This window comes from Nitrospirota bacterium (assembly GCA_016235245.1).
Classification (GTDB): Bacteria; Nitrospirota; Thermodesulfovibrionia; order Thermodesulfovibrionales; family UBA6898; genus UBA6898.
Genome location: JACRLO010000004.1, coordinates 1 through 21648 on the forward strand (window position 1 = coordinate 1; position 21648 = coordinate 21648).

Consider the following 21648-nt stretch of genomic DNA (forward strand, 5'->3'; position numbering starts at 1 on the left):
ACGGCATCAATAAACTTCCGGATGGTGGTCCGTGATATATACATAGAAAAATATACGGGACGAGGGGGCCTGGGGCAACTCCCCAGCTCGGAAGTTTATGATGTCCTGCGTCTAAAGTTCCGAGCTGGGGAGTTGAACATCATGAGTTCACTCACCAGGTCTCCCTCTGTCCCTATTAAAGTAAGCATTGCCGGGCCGATTTCATCTGGCCGAGGGCATTATAAAAAATATATGGGTGGTATTACGCACAGGTGCAGATATACCACTATATATAGGAATGTCTCTGTTTTGAAAAAAGAGGGGAAAGTCATTGCCTTCCCCTTGAATTATTATAAGTCCTTTCTGTTTGATTTAGTTCCGAAAATCTGTCATCGGCCTTAAGCTCTTCTATAATGGCCTGTCTGCCGATCTCTCTTAATGGCCTTAGTTCATCTCCGAATCGGACGATTGCGAGCCGCTGCAGTTCCTCATTCTTCAGATTATCGTATGGCCAGCCCATAAGATTACCTCCTAATACGGGAATGCCCCGCCGTGGAGCCAGTCATTAAAGCGTTCGGCTATCGGCATGGCCACCTTCTTTTCGTCTATTGTTGCGTTATACTGTTGCCAGCCCTCGTAGCATGGAGCTATCTTGACGACGCCTCCGTTTGAGAGCCATACCTTCACCATTCTCTCGTGCCTTCTTGTCTGCCCTATGAACTGAAGATATTTGATATACAGATTCATAAGCACCTCAGTTTTCCGTGATTGCGGCATGAAGCGAAATATGCTTCTCCATGATCACCAGTGGCGGACAGGATTTCAATGCCTCGGTGCAGGCATTGTAAAAGCTCCACATAGTCCGGGGTCTGAAGTCGTCATAAGATGGGGTGAGCCATTCCTTCTTTACGACCGGCAACTGTCTCGGGGTCAAAATACCGTGACCGAACATCAGGCCGATCATCTTGAAAGCCTCGGTATTGTCGATCATCCTTCCCTTCAGTGTCTCTGAATCCTCTACGATCTTCCGAAAATTCTGCTGGCTCCGGTACAGCGTCGAGATTGCTGCGTCTTCCAGTCCCTGCCAGACGTTTGCGGTATGTTTTCGCATAATCGTGATGTCTCCTGTAAGGGCAAGGTTATCGCAGACAAACACCTGTGCGCCGATGGCAATACCGATTGCCATACTCTTGTCATAGGAATTCCTGAACCCTATCGAGAGCCCAAGCTCTGTATGGTCGTTTCTGAATGCCAGGACTCCGAACATCTGCTGCCCGTCCCTCGCAAGGGCATACTGCTCATTTGAGAGCGTGAATCCCTTGAGGATATCCCTTCCGATGGTCGAAAGCGTATCCGCAAGGTTGTTGTGAGGCACAGGGATATAGCTATCCGTTGCCTCTGGTACCGGGACGAGTGCAAGGTCGTCCCTTGTTACGATCTGTCCTCCTCTGTGAACAAGTAATGACATGTGAACCTCCTATCAGTGGATTTCCAGACAGAAATAGTCTGGGATTAGGGAAAGCTGGTTTTCATCAATTCTGGGGGCCTCTGTAATAAGAAGCCCCTCTTCCTTTACCTCTACCCGAAACCCTGAGACAGATAGCCTTGAGATGTTGTTTGCTTCAAGATACGTCGCTATCCTGAACTCAATATCAGGCAGTTCACCGGCAAGCCTTCGCCGGTGGTACAACTTGCGCACCAACCGGGACAGCTCTGTTCGTGTCATCGACTGCATCCTCCAATGCCTTCTGAATGATCTGGTTGACTAACCTGGTCATAGGAATCTTCATTTCCTTAGACCTTCTGTAGAGAACCGGGATGTACTGCTCGGATATTTTGGGGCTATACATTTTCACCTCGCTTTCTTTTTGGGAATTTATAGATATCCCTTTTCTTTGAGTGATACATATCCATCTCCAATGATCACGTGGTCCAATACCGCAATCCCGATAAGCTCTCCAGCCCCTTTAAGCTTTTCAGTTATCGAAATATCGTCACGGCTTGGAGTTGGGTCTCCTGATGGGTGGTTGTGGATCAGCAACACTGAGGCTGCTAACGAGAGCAATGCGGTTTTGAATACTTCTCTTGGATGGATAAGAGAGCCGGTCATTGTCCCTGCTGATACCCTGTCTATGCAGAGTATTCTGTTTTTAACGTCCAGGTGCAGGGCAATAAAATGCTCCTTTGTCTCCTGTTGCAAAAAGCTGAACATTGCAAAGACTGTTTGAGCATCGCTGATGGTTTTTGAAACATAGTGCTCTGTTCCCTCCTGAACTGTCAGCTTCTCATAGACTGCCTTGATTACCTTGAAGCGTGTGGTGCGGTTATTTTCTAAAAGAACTTTTGGCATACTTCCTCCTAATAGCAGCTGTGGCAATAGGTCTGGATTCTTCCTCCGCCTATTGATACGATGATGAGAGTGTTGGCCAGGTTATGGCCGACAGTACAGAAATGTCCGCAATCGAGCTTTATTCTGTTGCCTGCCAAAATCAGGGCAAGATCACTGGTTGCGATCTCTTTGCTCATGGTTTTCACCTCCTTTTTGGTTTTAATACCCTGATTGCCGGAGACAATATGAAGGAAAGGCGCAAACGTGCGTCGGCGTGGAATCAGACAATGAAGTTCCCTAAGTGTCAAGAGCAATCAATTGGCTCCGGCAATCAGAGTATTAGAAGGGGGTTATTGAAAAGGGTTTTGAATACGTCTTAGTTCATACTGCAGAAGAGGGGATTTTATTTCAGTTGGCGCTTGACAGGATTTTAGGCCTTAGTTAAAACGCCGAGGGGCGGTTAAAAAGTAAAATACTTTTTAACCGCCCCGTCAGACGGGTCCTATAGAACCTTTAGCCTTGAGAAAAGCCTTTTCTTGATCCTGCATTCAGGGCAGGTCCCGAGGAGACCGCTTTCATCATCCTCTGTCTTCCGCCAGATGCGTCCGCAATCCTGGCAGACGCCGGTTTTTGCTTTATTAGATCGATTATTGGGTTCTTGGCCCGCTTCACCGGATATTACCAGTGAAAGGGCCGAGGCTACTGCAGATTCCTCTGCACCCGCTAAAAGGCAGGTTTTTCGGAATATAGCACCAGTTTCCGAGACTGCCGGCGCATGGCCGGTGAAGTATCTGGCCGGATTGGCAATGTCCGGGGTCACGGTTGCCCGATAAAATGGCCGTCCGAGCATCTCGACCTGTTCGGTCCGGATGCATCCATTGGGGTGCTGCTTGTTAAAGAACATGAGCCTTTCGGCCACCGGGACTGTTTGTTTTCTTTTTGTTCCTGTTTTTGTCTTAGGGTTGTGTTCCTGAGACATAACATTTTGGGTTAATGATTAACTGGCCACAATAGCACATCGGTAATTTTTGTCAAGAGCAGAGGCATCAAAAGGAAGTTATAACATGCTATAATTCAACAATTATTTGTCTTAGGCGATGGTATTTGGAGGTTTAGGCATTGGTGACGAAGTATGCGAGGAGAGAAACCCCTTTTAAGCAGCCGAAGAAATTATACGGTTCGATAGTTCTGCCCCTTCCACTTCAAGAAATGAGAAAATTAATTATAGACCCCAATAACGCTAATAGCGGAAAGAGGAATATCACTCTGTGACAACAGTCCTAAATAAATCCAAGCTTAACAATCTAACGAATGAAATCTGGAAGTCTGCGGAGCGACTGAGGGGAAAGTTCAAGGCCTATGAGTATCAGAGCGTGATCCTGCCTATTATTGTAATCCGGCGTCTCGAATGTGTGCTTGTCGAATGGCGAAAAAAGAAGGCTGAGGAAATTCGCCTAAAACGTCCTAAAATCAGCGATAGCGAGCTTGAAGTGCTGGTAAAAAAACTCGAACTCAATCCGAAAGAAATACCCTTCTCTAACAAGACCAAGTGGACATTACAGGACATCACTAAAGAAGACCCTACTCTTATGGAGAAGAACTTTCGCGATTACATCAACGGATTCTCTGATAATATTCAAGACATAATTGAGCATTTTGATTATCGTGCGGTTATTGGAAAGATAGTCAAAAATTCGCGTCTCTCACCGATTCTCAATCAATATGCAACAGAGAAACTCGGGCCGGAACATCTTTCAAACCTTGAGATGGGATATGTCTATGAAGAACTTCTGCGGAGGTTTTCAGAGCAGAGTGGCGAAGAGGCTGGAGAGCATTTTACCCCGCGTGAGGTTATCCGTCTTATGGTGGAACTACTTGATATCCCGATGCCAAAGAAGCATATTTCTTTTTACGATCCTGCCAGCGGCACCGGCGGCATGTTGTCCGTGTCAAAAGAACACATGCTCGACAAGGCGAAAACTGATAAGGAAAGGGAAGATGTAGAACGCTTCGTAACTCTGCATGGTCATGAGCTGCAACCGGCAAACTATGCCATCTGCAAAGCAGACATGCTGATCAAGGATGACAAACAGGCTGAAATCTTCTATGGCAATTCGCTGATCCCGCACTCCAAACAGAGCCGGGAACCAGGCGACCAGCTTGCAGGACCAAACCATAAGTTCGACTATATGCTCAGCAATCCGCCTTTTGGCGTTACCTGGGGCGGCAAAGATGGTTATGAAACTGAGGCAAAGAAATTAAGCACTACACGCTATTCAGCCGGAATGCCGCGCACAAATGATGGTGCTTTATTATTCCTTCAGACAATGTTGGCAAAAATGAAGTCAAAGGAACAGGGCGGAAGCCGTATTGCCATTATCTTCAACGGCTCGCCGCTCAGCAATGGCGACTGCGGTTCTGGTGAAAGCGAAATTCGCCGTTGGATTCTGGAGAATGATTGGCTGGATGCCATTGTGATGCTCCCTGATCAGCTTTTCTACAACACCGGCATTTTTACATACATCTGGCTGTTGACCAATAATAAGCCTGCTTCACACAAGGACAGAGTGATGCTTATCGATGCCCGGCAGCAGTTTGACAAAGAACCGAAATCCTTTGGCAATAAGCGCAACCGTATTCTTGACGAGCACAGACAATGGATCGAAGAACGGTATCACAATGGCTGGGAAGATGGATATAAAGATGAAAACGTGAAGATCTTCAACACAAAAGATTTTGCCTATCATAAAGTTAGCGTAGTGTTCTGGCAGACTGATGAAAATAATAAGCCTGCTTATATCACCGAACCATATACGAAATCTTTTACACCCGCAAACATTAAGAAAGAACAGGAATTTTATGGAAGTGATCTCGATTTTCGCATTAAGCTAAAGTCTGATACTGCTGAACAGGAGATTGTCTTTACTCTTGCCCCCAAAGACGATTTCACAAAGCTTTTCGAAAAGAATATAAGAGAAGCCTTCGCAGATGAAATTAAGGCGTTGACTAAGGACATTAAAGAATCCAGCCATAAGAACAAGGTGATCAAGTCATTTATCAATACTCTGGAAGTTAATGCTGAATACACTCACAGGCACTATGTGTCGGACAATGAATACATACAGCATGGAGAAAATATTGAAGAGTTCCTAAAACGCGAAATCGGCAAGCAGATTATCCGCTGGCAGGACAGCCCACAGCTTGGTTATGAGATTCTGCCGAATAAGTATTTTTATAAGTATAAAGCTCCAGAAAAGGCGGAAATATTGCTCAAAGAATTTTGGGAGCTTGAGAAGGAAGCGACTCACAAGTTAGCAAGTCTCGGAGGGAAATGAGTATGCAGCAGGCTAATGACTTATGGATCGGTTCCGTTCCAAAGGAGTGGCTGTCTTTTCGCATTAAAGATGTTACACAGCTTTCACCCGGCCTTTCCAGCAAAGCCCCTCAATTAACTGAGCCCTGCACAGTGGTTCCTATGGAGTCTGTTTCGGAAAAAGGACAAATTGATACAAGCACAATTGAAGAATATGATTTTATATCAGGAGGCCTCCCTAATTTCGAAGCTGGTGATGTCATTTTTGCAAAGATTACCCCATGTATGGAGAACGGCAAAGGTGCGTATGTTGAAAGCTTGCCCACAAGATATGCATTTGGCAGCACAGAGTTCCATGTTCTTCGTCCAGGGTATAAGATTGATAGTAAATTTCTTTATTACTACACATTTAATTCAGTATTCAGAGAATACGCAGCGGTTAATATGACTGGTGCTGCCGGGCAGAAACGTGTTTCATCAAGATTCCTTAACTATACAAGAATATTTCTGCCTTCTGTTCCGGAACAGCGACGCATTGCCGCCTATCTCGACAAAACCTGCGTGGCAATTGATACAGCGATAGAAAAGAAGCAGAAGCAGCTTGAAACGCTCGATGCGCTACGCAAGTCAATTATTCACAAGGCTGTGACGCGCGGGCTTGATGATTTTGTGGAATTGAAAGATTCGGGGGTAGAATGGATTGGAAAAGTTCCAAAACATTGGCGAGTTGAAAAATTAAAAAGATTCCTTGAGCGTCCATTGATGTACGGCACTAACGAAGCGGCGGAATTGGACGACACGGAGTTTCCACGATATATTCGAATAACTGATTTTGATGATTATGGTTCACTGAGAGATGATACTTTTAAGTCATTACCACCGGATAAAGCTGAAGGCTATTACTTGTTTGAAGGAGATGTGCTATTTGCTCGAAGCGGAGCAACTGTTGGAAAGACCTTTTTGTTTAAGGGATACAATGGAAAAGCCTGCTTTGCCGGTTATCTGATTAAGGCACAGACTAACAAACATAAGCTCCTCCCCGAATACCTTTACTACTTCACTAAATCCCCTTCTTATGATTCTTGGAAAAGTGTAATTTTCACACAAGCAACCATTCAGAATATCAGCGCAACCAAATATGCTTACTTGCCTATTGCTGTGCCACCAATAACCGAGCAACGGCGAATTCTTGATTACCTTGCTGGTAAAATGAACATGCTTCATGTACTGCAAGAAAATCTGAGTGGCCAACTTTCTGCCCTTGAGCAATACCGAAAATACCTTATCCATGAATGCGTTACCGGCAAGCGGCGGATTACTGAGGCTCATCTGAAGGAGATAGAAGCTCATGTTTGAGGGGCCTGAGAAGAAATTTCAGAGACACATCTTTGAATACCTTGTCCGCAACCATAAATATGCTGTGCTCGAACAGGCTGAAATTACAAACACAGAATACTATTTTGCAGAAGATCACCTGATTGCTTTTATAAAGGCAACGCAGAAGGAAACCTTTGAGGCGCTGGAGCGTGACTATGGCACTGACGCACGAGATGAAATATTCAGGGCGCTGAAAGACGAACTTAAGGTTACTCCTTTATGGATGATTGTCCGCAATGGACTGAAGGTACGAGAGCTGGAGTTTAAGCTCTACTATCCAAAACCACGATCAAGCGAGAGCGTTGCAAATCTGCATTATGAACAGAACCGGCTTACAGTTAAGCCCGAACTTATTATCAAAGACGCCAAGCGCCCTGACTTTGTTTTTTTTCTGAACGGCCTACCGATAATTACCATGGAGCTCAAGCACGAGAAAAATCAGATCGTGCATGATGCTGTTAAGCAATACAGCGAAAGAGACCATAGCGATAGGATCTTTCAACTGCCTTTTCTTCATATCGCTGCTGATACCTCGGATGTCATGGTAGCAACTGATCCTACCAAAGAGAACAATTTTCGCTGGTACAATAGCGGACTTACTAACAAGGCGGATAATGAGAAAGAATATCCGATTGAATTCCTATATAAAGATGTGCTGTCAACAGTTTCAATTTTAGAGGCGATATCCTTTTTCCTCGTCTATGTACCAAAGCAGGAAGCCGAAGAAGACAAGCCGGAACACGCTTCCTTTACAATATTCCCGCGTTATCATCAATCACGCATGGTTCAGAAGGTGGCGCAGGATGCGCTTGACCACTTTACAGCAACCGGTGAATTGGGGAAGAAATACCTCATAGATCATTCAGCAGGCTCCGGCAAGACGCTATCTATATGTTGGCTCGCAGACCGCTTTCACAGCCTTTACAAGCCCGATAGCAACGAAAAAGCTCTTGATATGATCTTCCTCCTCTCTGACCGGAAATCCCTCGACAAGAACATCAGGGATGATTTCGACAAATTCACCCACTTGAAGGATGTTGTAGGCTATGCAAAGAAGGCAAGGAACCTGAAAGATTTCCTGAAGAAAGGCCAGTCGATAGTTGTCAGCACGCTTCAGAAATTTGAATGGATTCTCGGCGAAATAGAGAATGACCCCGAACTGAAGAAATTGAGGGTAGCATTCCTTATTGATGAAGCCCATCGCTCACAGGAGGGGAAGCTTGGCGTTGCAATCAGAGTGCCGTTTAGAAAACCTGATGAGCCTGATGAAGAACCCCCCGAAGCAGAAACTGACCCTGAGGAAGAAGTGGCACGGATCATCCGGGCACATGAGGGGAACCAGCTTTTTGTTGCCTTTACTGCAACACCATCGGCAGCAACAGTCCAGCTCTTCGGAAATCCTTTTGACTCCTATTCAGAGGCAGAGGCAATTGCTGAAGGTTATATTGTTGACGTTGCTACCAACATCATATCGTACAAAACACTTTATAACCTTCACTGCGTGTTTGTTCCTGGCGATGCTGAGGAGAAACTTTATCCCAAAGGCGTGGTTAGTAAGGCGCTCAAGAATGTTGCTTTTCAGGATGAGGGACTTATCCAATATAAGGCCGAGGTAATGATGAGGATTTTCGAGGAGAAAGTAAAGGCTCTCATCGGCGGACGGTCGAAGGCTATGATCGTTTCGACATCCCGCATTGCAGGGCTCCGCTATTTTCAGATCCTTAAGGATAAGCTCAAGGAAAGAAACTGCGACTACAAGGTGTTATATGCTTTTTCTGATTTTGTGCATCCTGAGACAAATGAGCAGATAACAGAGTATGCCGTAAACGGGCTGCGGCCGGGTGAACTTATAGAAGACAGGTTTAAGGGAGACGACTACCGTCTCATGGTTGTGGCAAGCAAATTTCAAACTGGATTTGACGAGCCTCTTCTTGCAGGTATGTTTCTCGATAAGGCGGTTATAGACCGCAATGCAGTTCAGACAGTTTCCCGACTAAACCGCTGTCATGAGAATAAGGACACGGTTGTCGTGGTCGATTTTACCAATAATGCTCAAGCCATTCTAAAAGCGTTTGCTAAATACCGCAAGGGAACTCCTTTTGAGAGCAGTGAACCAGATGAAAAGCAGTGTGTGAGGTATTATGAGGAGATTATCGCACAGGGCATTTATAGTCAGGCTGAAGCGGAAAATATTGTCGCACTCATTGCTGAAAACAATGACCCCCAACTGGCGTTTACGGTTAATGCTCTGCGCATAAAATTTCAGGAGCGCATTCAGGTGATGGACGACCGCAAGAAGTTTGTCTATCTCCTCGCGCGCTTTGTAAAGAGCTATCATTTCTTGTCCTGCTTTTTTCAATATCCAAAAAATATCGGCGTGTTTTCAGCCTTTGCTGAATACGTTGGCCCTCAGTTGATAAAACAGGGCTCTGTTTCGGAGTTAATGAAACAGATACGCCGGACAAGTGTTGTCAAAGCGAGCGTTAAGTACAAGGGCGAAGTATCAGCGCCCGGAACTGTAAAGCTCATAAAAGGCAAAAAGGGTGGCAGCGGGCCTCCTTTGAAGAAGGTCTCAGTGCAGGACATGATTGATGAGATTCGGAAAACCTTCACGATCTCGGACGATGAAGCTCTCTACATAAAACAAGTGACCGAAGAGAAGATGCATGATGAAGAAATACAGACAACAATAGCCACGCACCAGGGAGACGTCTTCTATTTAGAGAATACCTATTCCGGACAGGTAAACCATTCGATTCAGGATTCCTATGAAGAGAAAGGTCGTTATGAGGAACTTGCAGACTCGAAATATATTGACCCTGGCGCTATTTTCGATATGATGGCGCTGACGGTAATCTATTATGGTCTTCAACACGCAAAGGCTGCGAGAAGATAATGAGCAAGAATATCAAGCATCTGCCGGAAAAAGAGCGCCCCAGGGAGAAGCTTCAGCAAAAAGGCGCAGAGGCGTTATCTGATGTTGAATTAATGGCTATTCTTTTGGGCAGCGGGACCAAAGGCCATGATGTAATGAAAGTATCAGGACGCATTTTGAAGGTATTGGATGGCAATCCAAATCAGTTGAGCCTCGAAGAACTACAAAAAATAGAAGGTGTTGGCCTTGCAAAGGCTACTTTGATCGCTGCCTCTCTTGAATTTGCCCGGCGAAGAATTCGACCGGAAGGATTAAGAATTTCGACGCCTGCAGACGTACTTCCGCTCATTCAACATTATGCCGACCGAAAGCAGGAACATTTCATCTGTATTTCGATCAATGGCGCTAATGAAGTGATAAAGAGCCGGATTGTTTCTGTCGGACTTGTAAATAAGACCCAGGTGCATCCAAGAGAGGTATTTGCTGATCCTATTACTGATAGAGCCTCTGCAATCATAGTGGCTCACAATCATCCGGCTGGCTCCTTGGAACCAAGCGCTGAAGATAAGGAAATAACCGAGCAATTGAAAGCCGCCGGCGAGACCCTTGGAATCAGACTTCTCGACCATATCATTTTCAACCAAAAAGGTTATTACAGTTTCTTGGAGAAAGGGGAATTTAATTAAGGTCTGCCAATTACATTCCATGAATGCATTATGCATCACTGTGTTAGATAATAACGAATACCTGTACGGAGAACAAATAGCAACTCGATTTGTTCATTTATGAAAACTGAGGCAAGAATTAAGGAAAATGGAAAGCAAAACAGGAAAAAGTGATGACAAAATGACGACGCATCCTTTTTCGTCGGACAGGCCAATCTCTTTTAAAAAGGACGACCTGTTAGGCGTCGCCAGTTTCGCTGAATCATTGGCATCTGCAATAAAAGGCTGGAAAGGCAAGGATAGTCTTGTCATTGCCCTTTATGGGCCATGGGGCAGTGGGAAATCATCAATAAAGAATATTGCAATCGATGCACTCAGGGCAGAAAAGAGTGACTGTCCACTGATTGTTGAATTCAATCCCTGGCAATGGGCAGGGCAAGAACAGCTCGCACAGTCTTTTTTCCATGAAATAGGGGTTGCCCTAAAAAGAACGGGAAAAGGCGACACCGATAAGAAGCGCGCAGCCAACTGGAAGCGCTATGCCGCATATCTTAAAGTGGGCTCATTTCTTGCCGGCAGTATTAATAAATTCATTATAGGGCTATTGGTTCTAATCGGCATGGTAGGCATCGGCGGCGTTATTTCCAATCTGCCATGGTTGAATGCTGTGATTGTCATTGTCAGCTGTGTGGCCTTAGTCTTTGCCGGGCTCCTAAAATGGAGCAGCTCATTTGCGGAAAAAATAGCAGCACTTTTTGATACCAGATACGAGGCATCGATGGACGGCCTCTTTGATGTTAAGAAGAAGCTTTCGGCAAGCTTGGCCGAATTGAGAAATCCGGTTGTAGTTGCTATTGATGATGTTGACCGTCTTTCTGCGAATGAAATCAAATACCTGTTTCAATTGGTCAAGGCTAACGCTGATTTCCCCAATATGGTCTATTTGCTTTTATTTCAGAGGGATATCGTTGAAAAAAGTCTTCAAGATTCACCGATCAGTGGTCGGGAATTTATAGAGAAGATCGTTCAGGTCGGGTTCAATATCCCCCTGATGGAGCGCTCTCGCATGGAGAAAGTTCTTCTTGGTGGTCTCAATGATCTTCTGAGTGACAACGTGCTTGGACAGCGGTTTGAGCAGCAGCGCTGGGGGAATATCTTTATTGCCGGCGTGAGACATTACTTTGAGACACTGCGGGATGTGCATCGATTTCTTTCAACGTTGTCATTTCATATATCGCTGTTTCGCAATAAGGGCAGTTTCGATGTCAACCCCATTGACTTGATCGCCATAGAAGTGCTCAGAGTTTTTGAGCCTGATCTGTACAAGAAACTCTTTGAGGTTAAACATATCTTGACTGAACAGCGTGAACGAAGCAGTAGCACTGAAAATGAACATCGGCAGACGATTGAGACGATTATGCAGCTCGTGCCTGAGACCAAACGGCAATATGCACAAGAGATAATAAAACAGTTATTTCCACCTGCAGAATGGGTATTTGGAGGGCATGGCTACGGATCTGGCTTCGACGAGCGGTGGTATCGAGATTTAAGGGTTTGTCATCCGAACGTATTCGATCGGTATTTCCATTTTGCGATACCAGAAGGCGATGTTTCTCAAGCTGAAATTGACAAACTTCTTTCAATCACAGGCAACAAAGGCGAGCTGCTCACGGAACTGAAATCTCTGAATCAACGCAATCTTCTTGTTATCGCACTTGATAGGTTAGAAGCATATGCAGAAGGCATAACCATAGAGAAGGCAATACCATTTATAACAGCCCTGATGGACATTGGCGACGAGCTACCAGAGGAGCAACCCGATTTTTTCTCCTTTACTGCCGATAAACATATAGCACGAATAGTCTATTGGCATCTGAAACAGGAGAAGGACATCAGGAAGAGAGGAGCGATCTTAAAAGAAGCCTTGAGTCTCTCTGAGGGGCTCTACCTGCCCATAATGAGGATATCGTTAGAAGAAAGTAAATATGAAAAACAAGATGAGCAGGATTCGTATTTAGTTGATCGCGATGATTTCGAAGAATTGAAGAAAGTCTGCATTGAGAAGATTCGAAAGGCTGGCAATTCCTCCGTACTGAATAATCATCCTAAACTGTTAAGCATACTTTATCATTGGCTTAAATGGGCCTCTCCGGACGAGCCTAAGAAATGGGTTGAAGATCTGATTCAAAATGGTGAGGGGCTGTTGTTGTTTCTCACGAGCTTGCTGCATTCATCAGTGTCTCATAGCATGGGAGATCATGTTTCAAGGACGAACTGGAAAATAAGCATTAAAAACGTTGAAGACTTTGTTTCGCCTGACATGGTTGCTAAACAAATTATGAGACTTAATGTTGATAAGCTCTCTGAAAAGGAGCAGCGGGCAGTTAATGCGTTTCAGAAGGCTCTGAAGCGAAGGCAAGAAGGCAAACCTGATGATGAGTGGGGTTTTGATGAAGACTGATTCCGGTTGGTCGAATAATGAAGAACATCATTGCGGGCAGACTATCAAGAATAATGATAAAATTAAGATGAAGATATTCGGAGGCAGGGAATGAAAGAAACAATATATCTTGAAACTTCTGTCGTAAGCTATTACACAGCTAAGCCAAGTCGCGACATAATAGTACTTGCTCATCAGGAAATCACAAGGGAATGGTGGGACAGGGCGCTCAAAAAATATGATGCGGTTATTTCTGAAATTGTTATTGAGGAGGCAAGAGCCGGGGATATTGAAGCTGCGAAGAAACGGTTGGCAATATTAAAAAGGTTCGAGCATCTTGAACTTAACCCTATGGTAGATAAAATGGCCCAGATCTACTTGGACAAACTTAAACTGCCGATGAAGGCTTTCCGCGATGCTGTTCATCTTGCTGTTGCCTCGGTTCACAGTGTTGATTATCTTGTAACCTGGAATTGCGCTCATATTGCAAACGGAGAAATTATTAAAAAACTTATGAAGATCAATACTTCTTATGGCATCAGGACCCCTGTGATATGCACACCTGAGGAATTAATGCCCAAAATGAAAGGAGAATAATATTATGTGGAAAGATCCAATAGTTGAAGAGGTTCGCAAAGCCGGTGAAGAACTGGCAAAGAAATCGAACTATAATCTGCAGAGCATGCTTCAAAGCCTGCGGGACAGCGAAAAGAAGAGCAAGGCTAAAGTGAGACCCATGGTCAAGGCAAAGCTCAAGAAAGCAGGCTAACACGCCAATATAGGGAGCGTGCCCAGCGGGCTTGCCGCTTATTGATGGAGGTAAAGGTAGCTTTGACGAAACAAATAAATGAGACTATCAAGCTAAACACGGTTCCGTCTTCTGAATCATGGCTCTATAAGAATAAGAAGGCGTTGAAAAGCGTTAAGCTGGGGCTGAAACAGGCAGCCAAGGGCAAAGTTACAAAATTGGATCTCGACGAGCTTTAAATATTCCGTAGTATTCCCATGAGATACCGGAATGACCTGATCTGCTTCCCCCGACAGATATTATAGGCGTCTCGAATCTTCCATTCTTCTTTTTGCTGAAAGATCCAAAAACAATTTTCTCCGAAATATCCGGTCATTTCATCGGCCAAGACCTCCCATCCGGCCCGGTATTTTTTTGCGGCTGCCTGAAATTGGAAAGTCGCAATATTTTCTTTGAGCGATTTCATATGCGTTGATCGTTATTGTATTGCTCATCGAGCGGATGATAAGTCAATTCCTGTTCTTCAAATACTTTTTCCCGAAACTTGCAATGCTCATTCCGGCATACATAAACTATCCAGATTCCTCCGGGCTCTTCATCCTCGGATAATGCATACATGTAATAGCCGCACTGGGGGCAGATTTTACCTTGAACCATAGTTGACACCTCCTTTCATTGATGTATTTATGATCAAATTTTCCATTGGTGCGTTTTTCCTCCAATACTTGTTATAAGAAATTGGAAGAATAGATATATTTTTTGGAGCAATACTTTTTTCAGCTGTTTGGATATACCTACCGGACAGATTGGAGGTCGGGTCGCTCGCCAGCGTTGCCCGATATTTGATCTGTCCGCTATTGACGCATCCTCAACGAGAGAGTATCCAACTGAAGGCGTGGGAATCGAAGTTGCAGAGTTTTTGATTGTAGACGGAAGCCCTGAAAACCGACGTTATTGCATTGTAGGCCAAACAAAAAAACCTTACACACTTTACGATGGTGACTGTGCAAATATGGCAATTAGGAGCCACTGCTTGGCGATTAGCTAAGCTGATCACCATCGTAAAATGAATAAAGTTTTGTCCTAATTATTTCACTTGCACTATGGTCATTGTTTGAACTGTCTTAAATATAACAGGCCTTCAGAATCTGTCAAGAGGGGTTATCCACAGTGTCAACAGTGATAGGCTTAGAGTCAGTGCTATTTATGGACGGATGTTTTTAACTCTAATCCTAATTTTCCTTCATTTGTTTATTGGTAATTATGGTATATTTATTCATATATTCAGTGAAACTGATAATCGCATGATCATTAAATATGCCTGTAGCAAAAGCTCATACTGAAAGGAATACATGGCTATTTTGACCGTCGTGGTAAATACGACTCGTAAGCGGGAGAGTCATGCCTGACCCTTTGATATCAACTCCTGATACGGTTCTTGCGACCGGTGATCCGGGAGACGAAACTGCCCGCCGTTATTACTATCAATGGACTTACGCGGCTATCATTTGCTGCATGCTACTAGATGAGACACAAGAAGTTACAGAAGTTTTCTGTGAACACCATGAAGATGTGCTAATTAAGCATATGGATGGAATGTTTTCAGGTTTGCAAATAAAGACCCGTAGGTCAGATCAAGAAGTATGGAAAACTAGCGATGAGGCTGTGAGGGACTCCTGTGTTCGTTTCTCAAAGCTCGAAGCCGAGTTTCCCGGTCAGTTTCGTGCATACCACTTCCTTACGAATCATCCTCTGTACTCTTCTAAGAATGGTCAGGATCTCCGTCACCTTCTTCAATCAATCAAGGTAACAGCTTCTGTGAATGATCTTTCCGGGCCAGCCGCAAAATTTCTGAATCGTGTATCCAGCGAAGCTGGTTGCTCCGCTGAATTAGCATTTATCGCATTATCTAAAACTGAAGCCTCTGACGATTTGCCGAAGCTCTCTGATATAGAGACCCGCCTTGTGAGTACACTTGCGGGAGTGTGGGCTCGTGCGCGGGATTGTTCTCACACTGCTGTTGTGCAGGCAGCACGAAATCTAATATCGGAGTGCGGACGGGCATCATCCCTTGCCCATCAGGATATTCTGCCAGCCTATCTTCCTGCTACAGCCGATTATGTGACGGCTGAACTTACTGCACGCCTCGCTGCCAAGAGAATTAGTCGTTTGCACATTATAGAAATTCTTGATTCTGGCTTGAATGAGACTGCCACCTTGGTCGGCGATCCCGAAGCCTACGTATTACCAGGCACTGGAACGTCAGATCTTCTTCTCAAGAAGCTCGACGCAGGCGGCTTTTCCGCTGTCTCTCGCAACTCGGCGTTGGATCTTCGGGACAAAGCTGACTATTTAGGGATTGTCTGGACCAAAAAACATGGACGTGAATCGGGGCTTCAGAGATACGGACACGTGAGGTCAATTGTGCTTAATGATGCGGCAAGAGCCTTTGAGGTAGCTAAGAGCGAGGAGCGCAAGTTTGGACTCGAAATGCTTTCCGAAATTCGCTCCCGATTTCAACAACGACGGACAGACAGAAGTCAGTTATACGAATGCAGCAATGAGCATCTTGAAGGATTCGCATACTCCTTGACTTCAGAGTGCAAGGTTCAATGGAGCCTCGACCGCCCATGGGAGGACGAGTGACAGATTTCGTACAGGTGCTCGCCGACCTCGATCAGTCACCCAAGTTGCATGTGGCGCGAATCCTCATTCTTCTGGCTGCATTTGTGGAAGATGGCCAAGATGGGGCTATCGAAGGGCTGACGAAACTTGCCAAGTTGGATTTTCTGCTTCGCTATCCGATAATGCTTGAACGAGCACTTGAAGCTAAGAAGCGGTCTATCCGAGAGGTCCAGATAGAGGATCATGAACTCCATAGTGTGGAGTCTGAGATGGTGCGATACCGCTTCGGTCCTTGGGATCACCGATATCGTGAATTTCTGAACATTTTAGTAGCAAAAGGACTTGTATCTATTAGCATGGAAGGTCGAAAGGTCGTCATAACGACCACCGAGCAGGGCCGCATTCGAGCTCAGGAACTCGCTAATGATGAAGTGTTCAAGCCTTATGTCCGACGATCAAAGATTTTGAAGAGACACTTTGATATAAACGCAACTACCCTCATGCGCTTTATTTATGACACGTTTCCCGAAATTATTTCTTTGCGGGCCAATGCCCACATAACGATATGAAGATTTGCCTTCGACAGCTGGTCGTTCGCACCAGGAGGACCACTGAGCAGATCAACTTCTCTGAGGTCGTGACGTTCCTGCATGGTCCAGTGAGCACAGGCAAATCGACTGTCGCGCGTCTTGTGGATTATTGTCTGGGAGGGGATCTTGAACGCACCCCTGCTATCCAGCAAGAATTTATTGCAGCAGAGCTATCGCTGATCCTTGGAAGCTACAATTGTTTGATCGAGCGATCAGCCAATGACAACCAAAGCGTTCGGGTGACGTGGTCTGGACTGGAAGATGATACTGGATCAATCAATGCTCCACTCAGTGCTCAATCTGCGCCACTAATTAATGCAGAAGTTTATAGCCTGAGCGACTTGATCTTTTACCTCTGTGGAGTTAGCCCGATTAAGGTGCGGCAACGAAGCCGTGACCCAGAATCTCCGCTGATTCGTTTGAGCATTCGCGATATCTGGTGGTACTGCTATCTCGATCAAATGCACTTGGATTCTTCTTTTTTCCGCCTTGAGGACCCATTTCGAGGGAGGAAAAGTCAGGATGCTATGCGATTCTTTACGGGATTGCATTCCGAGCAGCTTAGCCAGCTCGAAGACGAACTGATGCGGATCATTGATGAGCAAAAATCAAAACGTGACGCAGTGCAGCAGATTCGTTCTTTTATGGCTCGCTTCGAGCTTGAGTCAGAAATAGATATGGTTGCTCAACTTCAGGCGGCGGAAGCTGAACTTGCCAATGCTGAGCAAAGACGAGCCGAACTTGAACGCACTCGTTCTGCAGAAACCCATCCGTCAGATACTCTCCGCATGGAGTTGCGACGATTAAGCTCAGATATTGAGAGCATAAGCCAAGCGATTGCCGATGAAAATGAGTCAATAGGGGAACAGAAGGCTCTTCGAGCTGAGTTTATTACCGCTAAAACAAAGGCTGGACGAGTTGAGCAAGCTGGGAGAATTCTTGAAGGGGTTAGCTATCAGCGCTGTCCTGAGTGTGGGTCTGATATATCAAACCGTCCTTCTACTGGAGATCGATGCCGTCTGTGTTGTAATGCTCAGATTGAAGTTTCAATTACGACTCCGATTGAACTGGAAGCATTTCGCCTGGATCTCAATGAGCGAATCGATCAGATTGCTGATTCCATAATACGCCGCGAACGTGAATTAAGCCGCATGGAACGTCAGTTGCTGCAGACTCAGAAGCAAAAAGCATCTCTTGATAGACAGTTACAAGAAGAACTTGATAGATACGATTCGGCTTTTGTAGAGAGTATCAGGGGATCTGAGAGGGACATCGCTACGCTGGTTGAACGAATTAGATCTCTGCGACGACTGCAACAAATGCCGATAGCGATTGATGCTCTTGAAGAGGAAGCAGGAGCATTGCAAGGTCAAATCGACCGCCTGCGAACAGATGTTACTGAGGAGAGACATCGGCTGCGCGCTGCCGATGCTAACATAGCTGCAATTGCTGCTGAGTTTAAACGTATTATGATAGCGGTTTCCTTTCCAGGTGTCTCCAATAATGACGAAGTTGTCATCGACCCTCGGAATTGGAAGCCGACTGTCCTCCATGGTGATCAGGAGTGGACCTTCTGGGATACCGGGAGCGGCGGGAAGAAAACGCTGTTCAATGTGTGCTATGCACTCGCCATTCACTCGGTTGCACTGGAACGAGAGATGCCTATCCCTGACATATTAATCATCGATAGTCCGACTAAGAATATTAGTGAGGACGAGAATCCAGAGCTTGTGCGATCGCTCTATGCGGAAATCTATAGGCTCGCTATGGGGCAAAATGGTCGCAGGCTACAATTTATATTGATCGACTCAGATCTTGTTGGGCCGAGTAGTGAACTGCGAAGCTTTTCAGAACGCCGAATGGCGGGAGTGCCTGATGCTCCCAGCTTGATACCGTACTACACAGGCCCATAACCTGATATCGGAACTAAAAGCCGCACGCTCTTGCCTTTTGTGGAGCCTATTTATTTCGGTGTATGGAAATAAAAAAGAACAGCCCATTTGAGAATGTACTTTTGATTTTACTTCTTCATTGCCATGATGAATCTCTAACGGTTGCCATTTAAGCGTGTCCTATAAAATTCCACCAACAAAGAAAATATCTGCTATACTTTTGCTGATTCTCTTATACTTAAGTACAACATGGGCATTAAGAATATATATGAACGTTTCATCTGGTTTGATGATCGGGTAAGACGGAAAAAATACCCGAATACGACAAGCCTTGCTCACGAATTCGAGATATCGGTAAAGACCGCCCAGCGGGACATCGAGTTTATGAGGGACAGGCTGAACTGCCCTCTGATTTATGATGAGAGTCTTAAGGGCTACCATTACGAGGACGAAACATTCTCTCTGCCACTCATGTATCTATCATCTGCTGAACTGTCCTCCCTTGTTGTTGCCCGTAAACTGCTTCAGGACATCAGCGGAAGCTATATTGCCGATGAGATAACCACGGCTGTCGATAAGATTACCTCAATCATAAAGAAACATGCCGTAAGCCCGGACAGCATGGATGATGTGATGTCATTTCATCTTATTGAGTATTCGCCGGCTCCTGAGGATATTTTCAGGACTGTGCTTGAGGCTTGCCTTAAGAAGAAAAGACTGTCATTCAATTACAGCTCTCCTGCAAGGAAAGAGGATACCACCCGTTGCATTGATCCCTATCACTTATTCAACTACATGGGCGCCTGGCATCTTATAGGCTACTGTCATTTGAGAAAAAACATGAGAGACTTCAAGCTCAACCGGATCAGGACACCCCAAATGCTTGATGAAGGCTTTAGCATTCCACGGGACTTCAGCGCCAAGCACTATTTTCAGTCATCCTTCGGCATATATAAGGGCAAAGACAAAAAGCAGGTTGTACTCCGCTTTACTCCGGATACGGCAAAATGGATCAGCGATCAGATATGGCACAGAGAGCAGCAGACAAAGACTCTCAAAGATGGTTCGCTGGAGCTGAGCTTTCCAGTCGCTGATTTCTCCGAGATAGCCCGTGAGATCCTCAAATATGGCTCAGGTGTTGAAGTGCTCAAGCCTGAAGTCCTCCGTCAGTTCATCAAAGCTGAAATAGATAAAGCCGCCAAGATTTATTAAAGCCATTCCAGACCCCGGTCACTCCATGGGGGAGGTCCCACTCTATAATGGAATATAGGGAGGAACTTCAATGTCGATGACTTTTGGCGTAATTCGTTGCGACGCGTGTGATTTCGGAACAAATACCATGAACAACTGGGGCGGATTCTTTTACGTGTTCTCTGACAAATATGAGCTATGGGTCAGAAGAGAATTGGGCTGGTGCTATACCTGCAACACTATCCAACCGATTGAATATCTGACGGATATTAATAAACTGATTGATGTCATCCCTTATCTGCGGAAGGAACTTGTCAAATTAACAGGACATGGCATCCTGAGATTTCTGAGACGGTACTTTGGAAAGAATAGGATAGAGATAGAGCTTCTCCAGGAAGAGATCATAAAAGCAGAGCGGTTTATTGCTCTTCTAAAAGCCAGACAAAGTCCTCCTAAATGCCTCAAATGTTCCGGCAGCAAGATTGCGCACTTTGATATTCCGGAGTTTTATGAAAAAAAGGAGCCACAACAAATATCATTTAGGCATCCGGGCTGCAATGGCCAGCTCTGGGTTGAAGAAAGTGGGTTGCGCATCGCGGCACAGATGAACAGTCGCTACTACACATTAGAGGGAGATTTCATATCCGAGGGTGATAATCAGTCCCCTCAAAGTTATTACAGTAAGAGACCAAAGGACCACCCGTTAGACACGATAAAAAGACTCTATTTTGGGTAGGAGAAAAAATGGACGAACAAACCAGATTTAAGCTGCTGTACGGCGGCATTTATGATGTCAATATCACCCTGACGAAATGCTACAGTTATGGCTGCCTCTATTTCCGGGTTTCTGTCGGGAATCAAAGTGTAGATGTAAAAGCCTGTAATACTACTGACTATTTCCCGGGCTTTATCCGTTGGATAGAGGCTATTGCTGTCGGAGTTGAAGAATGTGCGTTTGTGGCTGACGAAGAAGGAGGAATTGATAAGAAATTTGTTTATGAAAGAGGAAGAGATGGCATATTCATAATTATGAACTATGGGGATAAAGATGAATTATTGGTGGCGCCGGTAAATACCAAACAAATGGTAAAAGCCTTTTACGAAGGGCTAAGAGCATTTGCCACATCATCGATATATGATAGAAGGAGTTGGGAAGGGGACAGAATTGCAGATCGTCTTCTTGACGCAAAATTCCTTCCGGATAGCGCAGCCGAAATACTCGATCACATGCTGACTCTCAGTGTACAGGAGTTAAAAGAGCTTATTCATAAAGTAGCACCTATCTGCCTTCCATTTCCTGATCCTGGTCCCTGCAATCCGCCCGCTGAGTTTCATGAAGTCCTGTTTTCAAACCCTGATCAAGATAATCCCGGCAAAACAATTGATTATCTCGGAAGCTTTTGGTACTGGGATGTTCCAGGTGAGTATGACAGTTGGGATGTTGAAGCCAAACGAAAATATTTGATCGATACAATGAATGAGAAAGCGCCTTGGGAAGATGAAGGAACTATATTTGCCAACATCCACTCTGACATTATCGAACAATGGATAGATAAAGAAGAATAATTTAAACCTCGGACACGCTTTGGGGGAGGTCGTCCTTTATACTGGAATCAGGAAACAA

21 protein-coding genes are annotated in these 21648 nt (G+C 45.1%); 14 read left to right on the forward strand and 7 right to left on the reverse strand.

Annotation, left to right across the window (positions count from 1 at the left end; genetic code table 11):
• Positions 1 to 307: 307 nt before the first annotated feature.
• From HZB31_01410 to HZB31_01440, 7 genes are all read right to left on the reverse strand, one after another.
• Complete coding sequence (locus HZB31_01410) at positions 308 to 499, reverse strand: hypothetical protein (GenBank protein MBI5846610.1); 192 nt, start codon at positions 497 to 499, stop codon at positions 308 to 310.
• 11 nt (positions 500 to 510) lie between these two features.
• Entirely contained in the window at positions 511 to 726 is a 216-nt protein-coding gene (locus HZB31_01415) for a hypothetical protein (protein ID MBI5846611.1), read from the reverse strand.
• A gap of 7 nt (positions 727 to 733) precedes the next feature.
• The gene (locus HZB31_01420) at positions 734 to 1447 is read right to left on the reverse strand and encodes a DUF932 domain-containing protein (GenBank protein MBI5846612.1); all 714 of its coding nucleotides are present in this window, start codon (positions 1445 to 1447) and stop codon (positions 734 to 736) included.
• A gap of 12 nt (positions 1448 to 1459) precedes the next feature.
• Positions 1460 to 1705 (reverse strand): hypothetical protein, encoded by a 246-nt coding sequence (locus HZB31_01425; GenBank protein ID MBI5846613.1) that lies wholly within the window; start codon positions 1703 to 1705, stop codon positions 1460 to 1462.
• Positions 1706 to 1855: 150 nt separating this feature from the next.
• Positions 1856 to 2329, reverse strand: a complete 474-nt coding sequence (radC, locus tag HZB31_01430; GenBank protein MBI5846614.1) for a DNA repair protein RadC — start codon at positions 2327 to 2329, stop codon at positions 1856 to 1858.
• A gap of 8 nt (positions 2330 to 2337) precedes the next feature.
• Entirely contained in the window at positions 2338 to 2505 is a 168-nt protein-coding gene (locus HZB31_01435; GenBank protein MBI5846615.1) for a hypothetical protein, read from the reverse strand.
• 305 nt (positions 2506 to 2810) lie between these two features.
• On the reverse strand, positions 2811 to 3287 hold the full coding sequence (locus tag HZB31_01440; GenBank protein MBI5846616.1) for a hypothetical protein: 477 nt from the start codon (positions 3285 to 3287) through the stop codon (positions 2811 to 2813).
• A 289-nt stretch (positions 3288 to 3576) separates the two neighbouring features.
• Here HZB31_01440 and HZB31_01445 point away from each other — a divergent pair, with 289 nt between their 5' ends.
• The 14 genes from HZB31_01445 (at position 3577) to HZB31_01510 (ending at position 21590) form a co-directional block, all read left to right on the forward strand.
• On the forward strand, positions 3577 to 5643 hold the full coding sequence (locus HZB31_01445; GenBank protein ID MBI5846617.1) for an N-6 DNA methylase: 2067 nt from the start codon (positions 3577 to 3579) through the stop codon (positions 5641 to 5643).
• 2 nt (positions 5644 to 5645) lie between these two features.
• The gene (locus HZB31_01450) at positions 5646 to 6977 is read left to right on the forward strand and encodes a restriction endonuclease subunit S (GenBank protein ID MBI5846618.1); all 1332 of its coding nucleotides are present in this window, start codon (positions 5646 to 5648) and stop codon (positions 6975 to 6977) included.
• A complete protein-coding gene (locus tag HZB31_01455) occupies positions 6970 to 9894 on the forward strand; it encodes a type I restriction endonuclease subunit R (protein MBI5846619.1) in 2925 nt (974 codons plus the stop codon). Before HZB31_01450 ends, HZB31_01455 begins: the two co-directional genes overlap by 8 nt.
• Positions 9894 to 10559 (forward strand): DNA repair protein RadC, encoded by a 666-nt coding sequence (gene radC, locus HZB31_01460; protein MBI5846620.1) that lies wholly within the window; start codon positions 9894 to 9896, stop codon positions 10557 to 10559. The genes HZB31_01455 and radC (HZB31_01460) overlap by 1 nt, the downstream gene beginning before the upstream one ends.
• 127 nt (positions 10560 to 10686) lie before the next feature.
• Positions 10687 to 12999: a hypothetical protein gene (locus HZB31_01465; protein ID MBI5846621.1), complete on the forward strand. Its 2313-nt coding sequence runs from the start codon at positions 10687 to 10689 to the stop codon at positions 12997 to 12999.
• 90 nt (positions 13000 to 13089) lie between these two features.
• Complete coding sequence (locus tag HZB31_01470) at positions 13090 to 13575, forward strand: type II toxin-antitoxin system VapC family toxin (GenBank protein ID MBI5846622.1); 486 nt, start codon at positions 13090 to 13092, stop codon at positions 13573 to 13575.
• Positions 13576 to 13579: 4 nt separating this feature from the next.
• Positions 13580 to 13747 (forward strand): hypothetical protein, encoded by a 168-nt coding sequence (locus HZB31_01475; protein ID MBI5846623.1) that lies wholly within the window; start codon positions 13580 to 13582, stop codon positions 13745 to 13747.
• 62 nt (positions 13748 to 13809) lie between these two features.
• The gene (locus tag HZB31_01480; GenBank protein MBI5846624.1) at positions 13810 to 13965 is read left to right on the forward strand and encodes a hypothetical protein; all 156 of its coding nucleotides are present in this window, start codon (positions 13810 to 13812) and stop codon (positions 13963 to 13965) included.
• A gap of 1162 nt (positions 13966 to 15127) precedes the next feature.
• A complete protein-coding gene (locus tag HZB31_01485; GenBank protein ID MBI5846625.1) occupies positions 15128 to 16372 on the forward strand; it encodes a DUF4297 domain-containing protein in 1245 nt (414 codons plus the stop codon).
• Positions 16357 to 16920: a hypothetical protein gene (locus HZB31_01490; protein MBI5846626.1), complete on the forward strand. Its 564-nt coding sequence runs from the start codon at positions 16357 to 16359 to the stop codon at positions 16918 to 16920. The genes HZB31_01485 and HZB31_01490 overlap by 16 nt, the downstream gene beginning before the upstream one ends.
• Before the next feature lie 68 nt (positions 16921 to 16988).
• Entirely contained in the window at positions 16989 to 18854 is a 1866-nt protein-coding gene (locus HZB31_01495) for a DUF3732 domain-containing protein (GenBank protein ID MBI5846627.1), read from the forward strand.
• A 228-nt stretch (positions 18855 to 19082) separates the two neighbouring features.
• Positions 19083 to 20045, forward strand: a complete 963-nt coding sequence (locus HZB31_01500; GenBank protein MBI5846628.1) for a WYL domain-containing protein — start codon at positions 19083 to 19085, stop codon at positions 20043 to 20045.
• Positions 20046 to 20115: 70 nt separating this feature from the next.
• Positions 20116 to 20760, forward strand: a complete 645-nt coding sequence (locus tag HZB31_01505) for a hypothetical protein (protein MBI5846629.1) — start codon at positions 20116 to 20118, stop codon at positions 20758 to 20760.
• Between the two features lie 8 nt (positions 20761 to 20768).
• On the forward strand, positions 20769 to 21590 hold the full coding sequence (locus tag HZB31_01510; GenBank protein ID MBI5846630.1) for a hypothetical protein: 822 nt from the start codon (positions 20769 to 20771) through the stop codon (positions 21588 to 21590).
• Positions 21591 to 21648: the final 58 nt, after the last annotated feature.

Coding starts and splice junctions, on each gene's coding strand:
- HZB31_01410 (MBI5846610.1), bottom strand. CDS start 499: ATGGGCTGGCCATACGATAATCTGAAGAATGAGGAACTGCAGCGGCTC.
- HZB31_01415 (MBI5846611.1), bottom strand. CDS start 726: ATGAATCTGTATATCAAATATCTTCAGTTCATAGGGCAGACAAGAAGG.
- HZB31_01420 (MBI5846612.1), bottom strand. CDS start 1,447: ATGTCATTACTTGTTCACAGAGGAGGACAGATCGTAACAAGGGACGAC.
- HZB31_01425 (MBI5846613.1), bottom strand. CDS start 1,705: ATGACACGAACAGAGCTGTCCCGGTTGGTGCGCAAGTTGTACCACCGG.
- radC (MBI5846614.1), bottom strand. CDS start 2,329: ATGCCAAAAGTTCTTTTAGAAAATAACCGCACCACACGCTTCAAGGTA.
- HZB31_01435 (MBI5846615.1), bottom strand. CDS start 2,505: ATGAGCAAAGAGATCGCAACCAGTGATCTTGCCCTGATTTTGGCAGGC.
- HZB31_01440 (MBI5846616.1), bottom strand. CDS start 3,287: ATGTCTCAGGAACACAACCCTAAGACAAAAACAGGAACAAAAAGAAAA.
- HZB31_01450 (MBI5846618.1), top strand. CDS start 5,646: ATGCAGCAGGCTAATGACTTATGGATCGGTTCCGTTCCAAAGGAGTGG.
- HZB31_01455 (MBI5846619.1), top strand. CDS start 6,970: ATGTTTGAGGGGCCTGAGAAGAAATTTCAGAGACACATCTTTGAATAC.
- radC (MBI5846620.1), top strand. CDS start 9,894: ATGAGCAAGAATATCAAGCATCTGCCGGAAAAAGAGCGCCCCAGGGAG.
- HZB31_01465 (MBI5846621.1), top strand. CDS start 10,687: ATGGAAAGCAAAACAGGAAAAAGTGATGACAAAATGACGACGCATCCT.
- HZB31_01470 (MBI5846622.1), top strand. CDS start 13,090: ATGAAAGAAACAATATATCTTGAAACTTCTGTCGTAAGCTATTACACA.
- HZB31_01475 (MBI5846623.1), top strand. CDS start 13,580: ATGTGGAAAGATCCAATAGTTGAAGAGGTTCGCAAAGCCGGTGAAGAA.
- HZB31_01485 (MBI5846625.1), top strand. CDS start 15,128: ATGCCTGACCCTTTGATATCAACTCCTGATACGGTTCTTGCGACCGGT.
- HZB31_01490 (MBI5846626.1), top strand. CDS start 16,357: ATGGGAGGACGAGTGACAGATTTCGTACAGGTGCTCGCCGACCTCGAT.
- HZB31_01500 (MBI5846628.1), top strand. CDS start 19,083: ATGGGCATTAAGAATATATATGAACGTTTCATCTGGTTTGATGATCGG.
- HZB31_01505 (MBI5846629.1), top strand. CDS start 20,116: ATGTCGATGACTTTTGGCGTAATTCGTTGCGACGCGTGTGATTTCGGA.
- HZB31_01510 (MBI5846630.1), top strand. CDS start 20,769: ATGGACGAACAAACCAGATTTAAGCTGCTGTACGGCGGCATTTATGAT.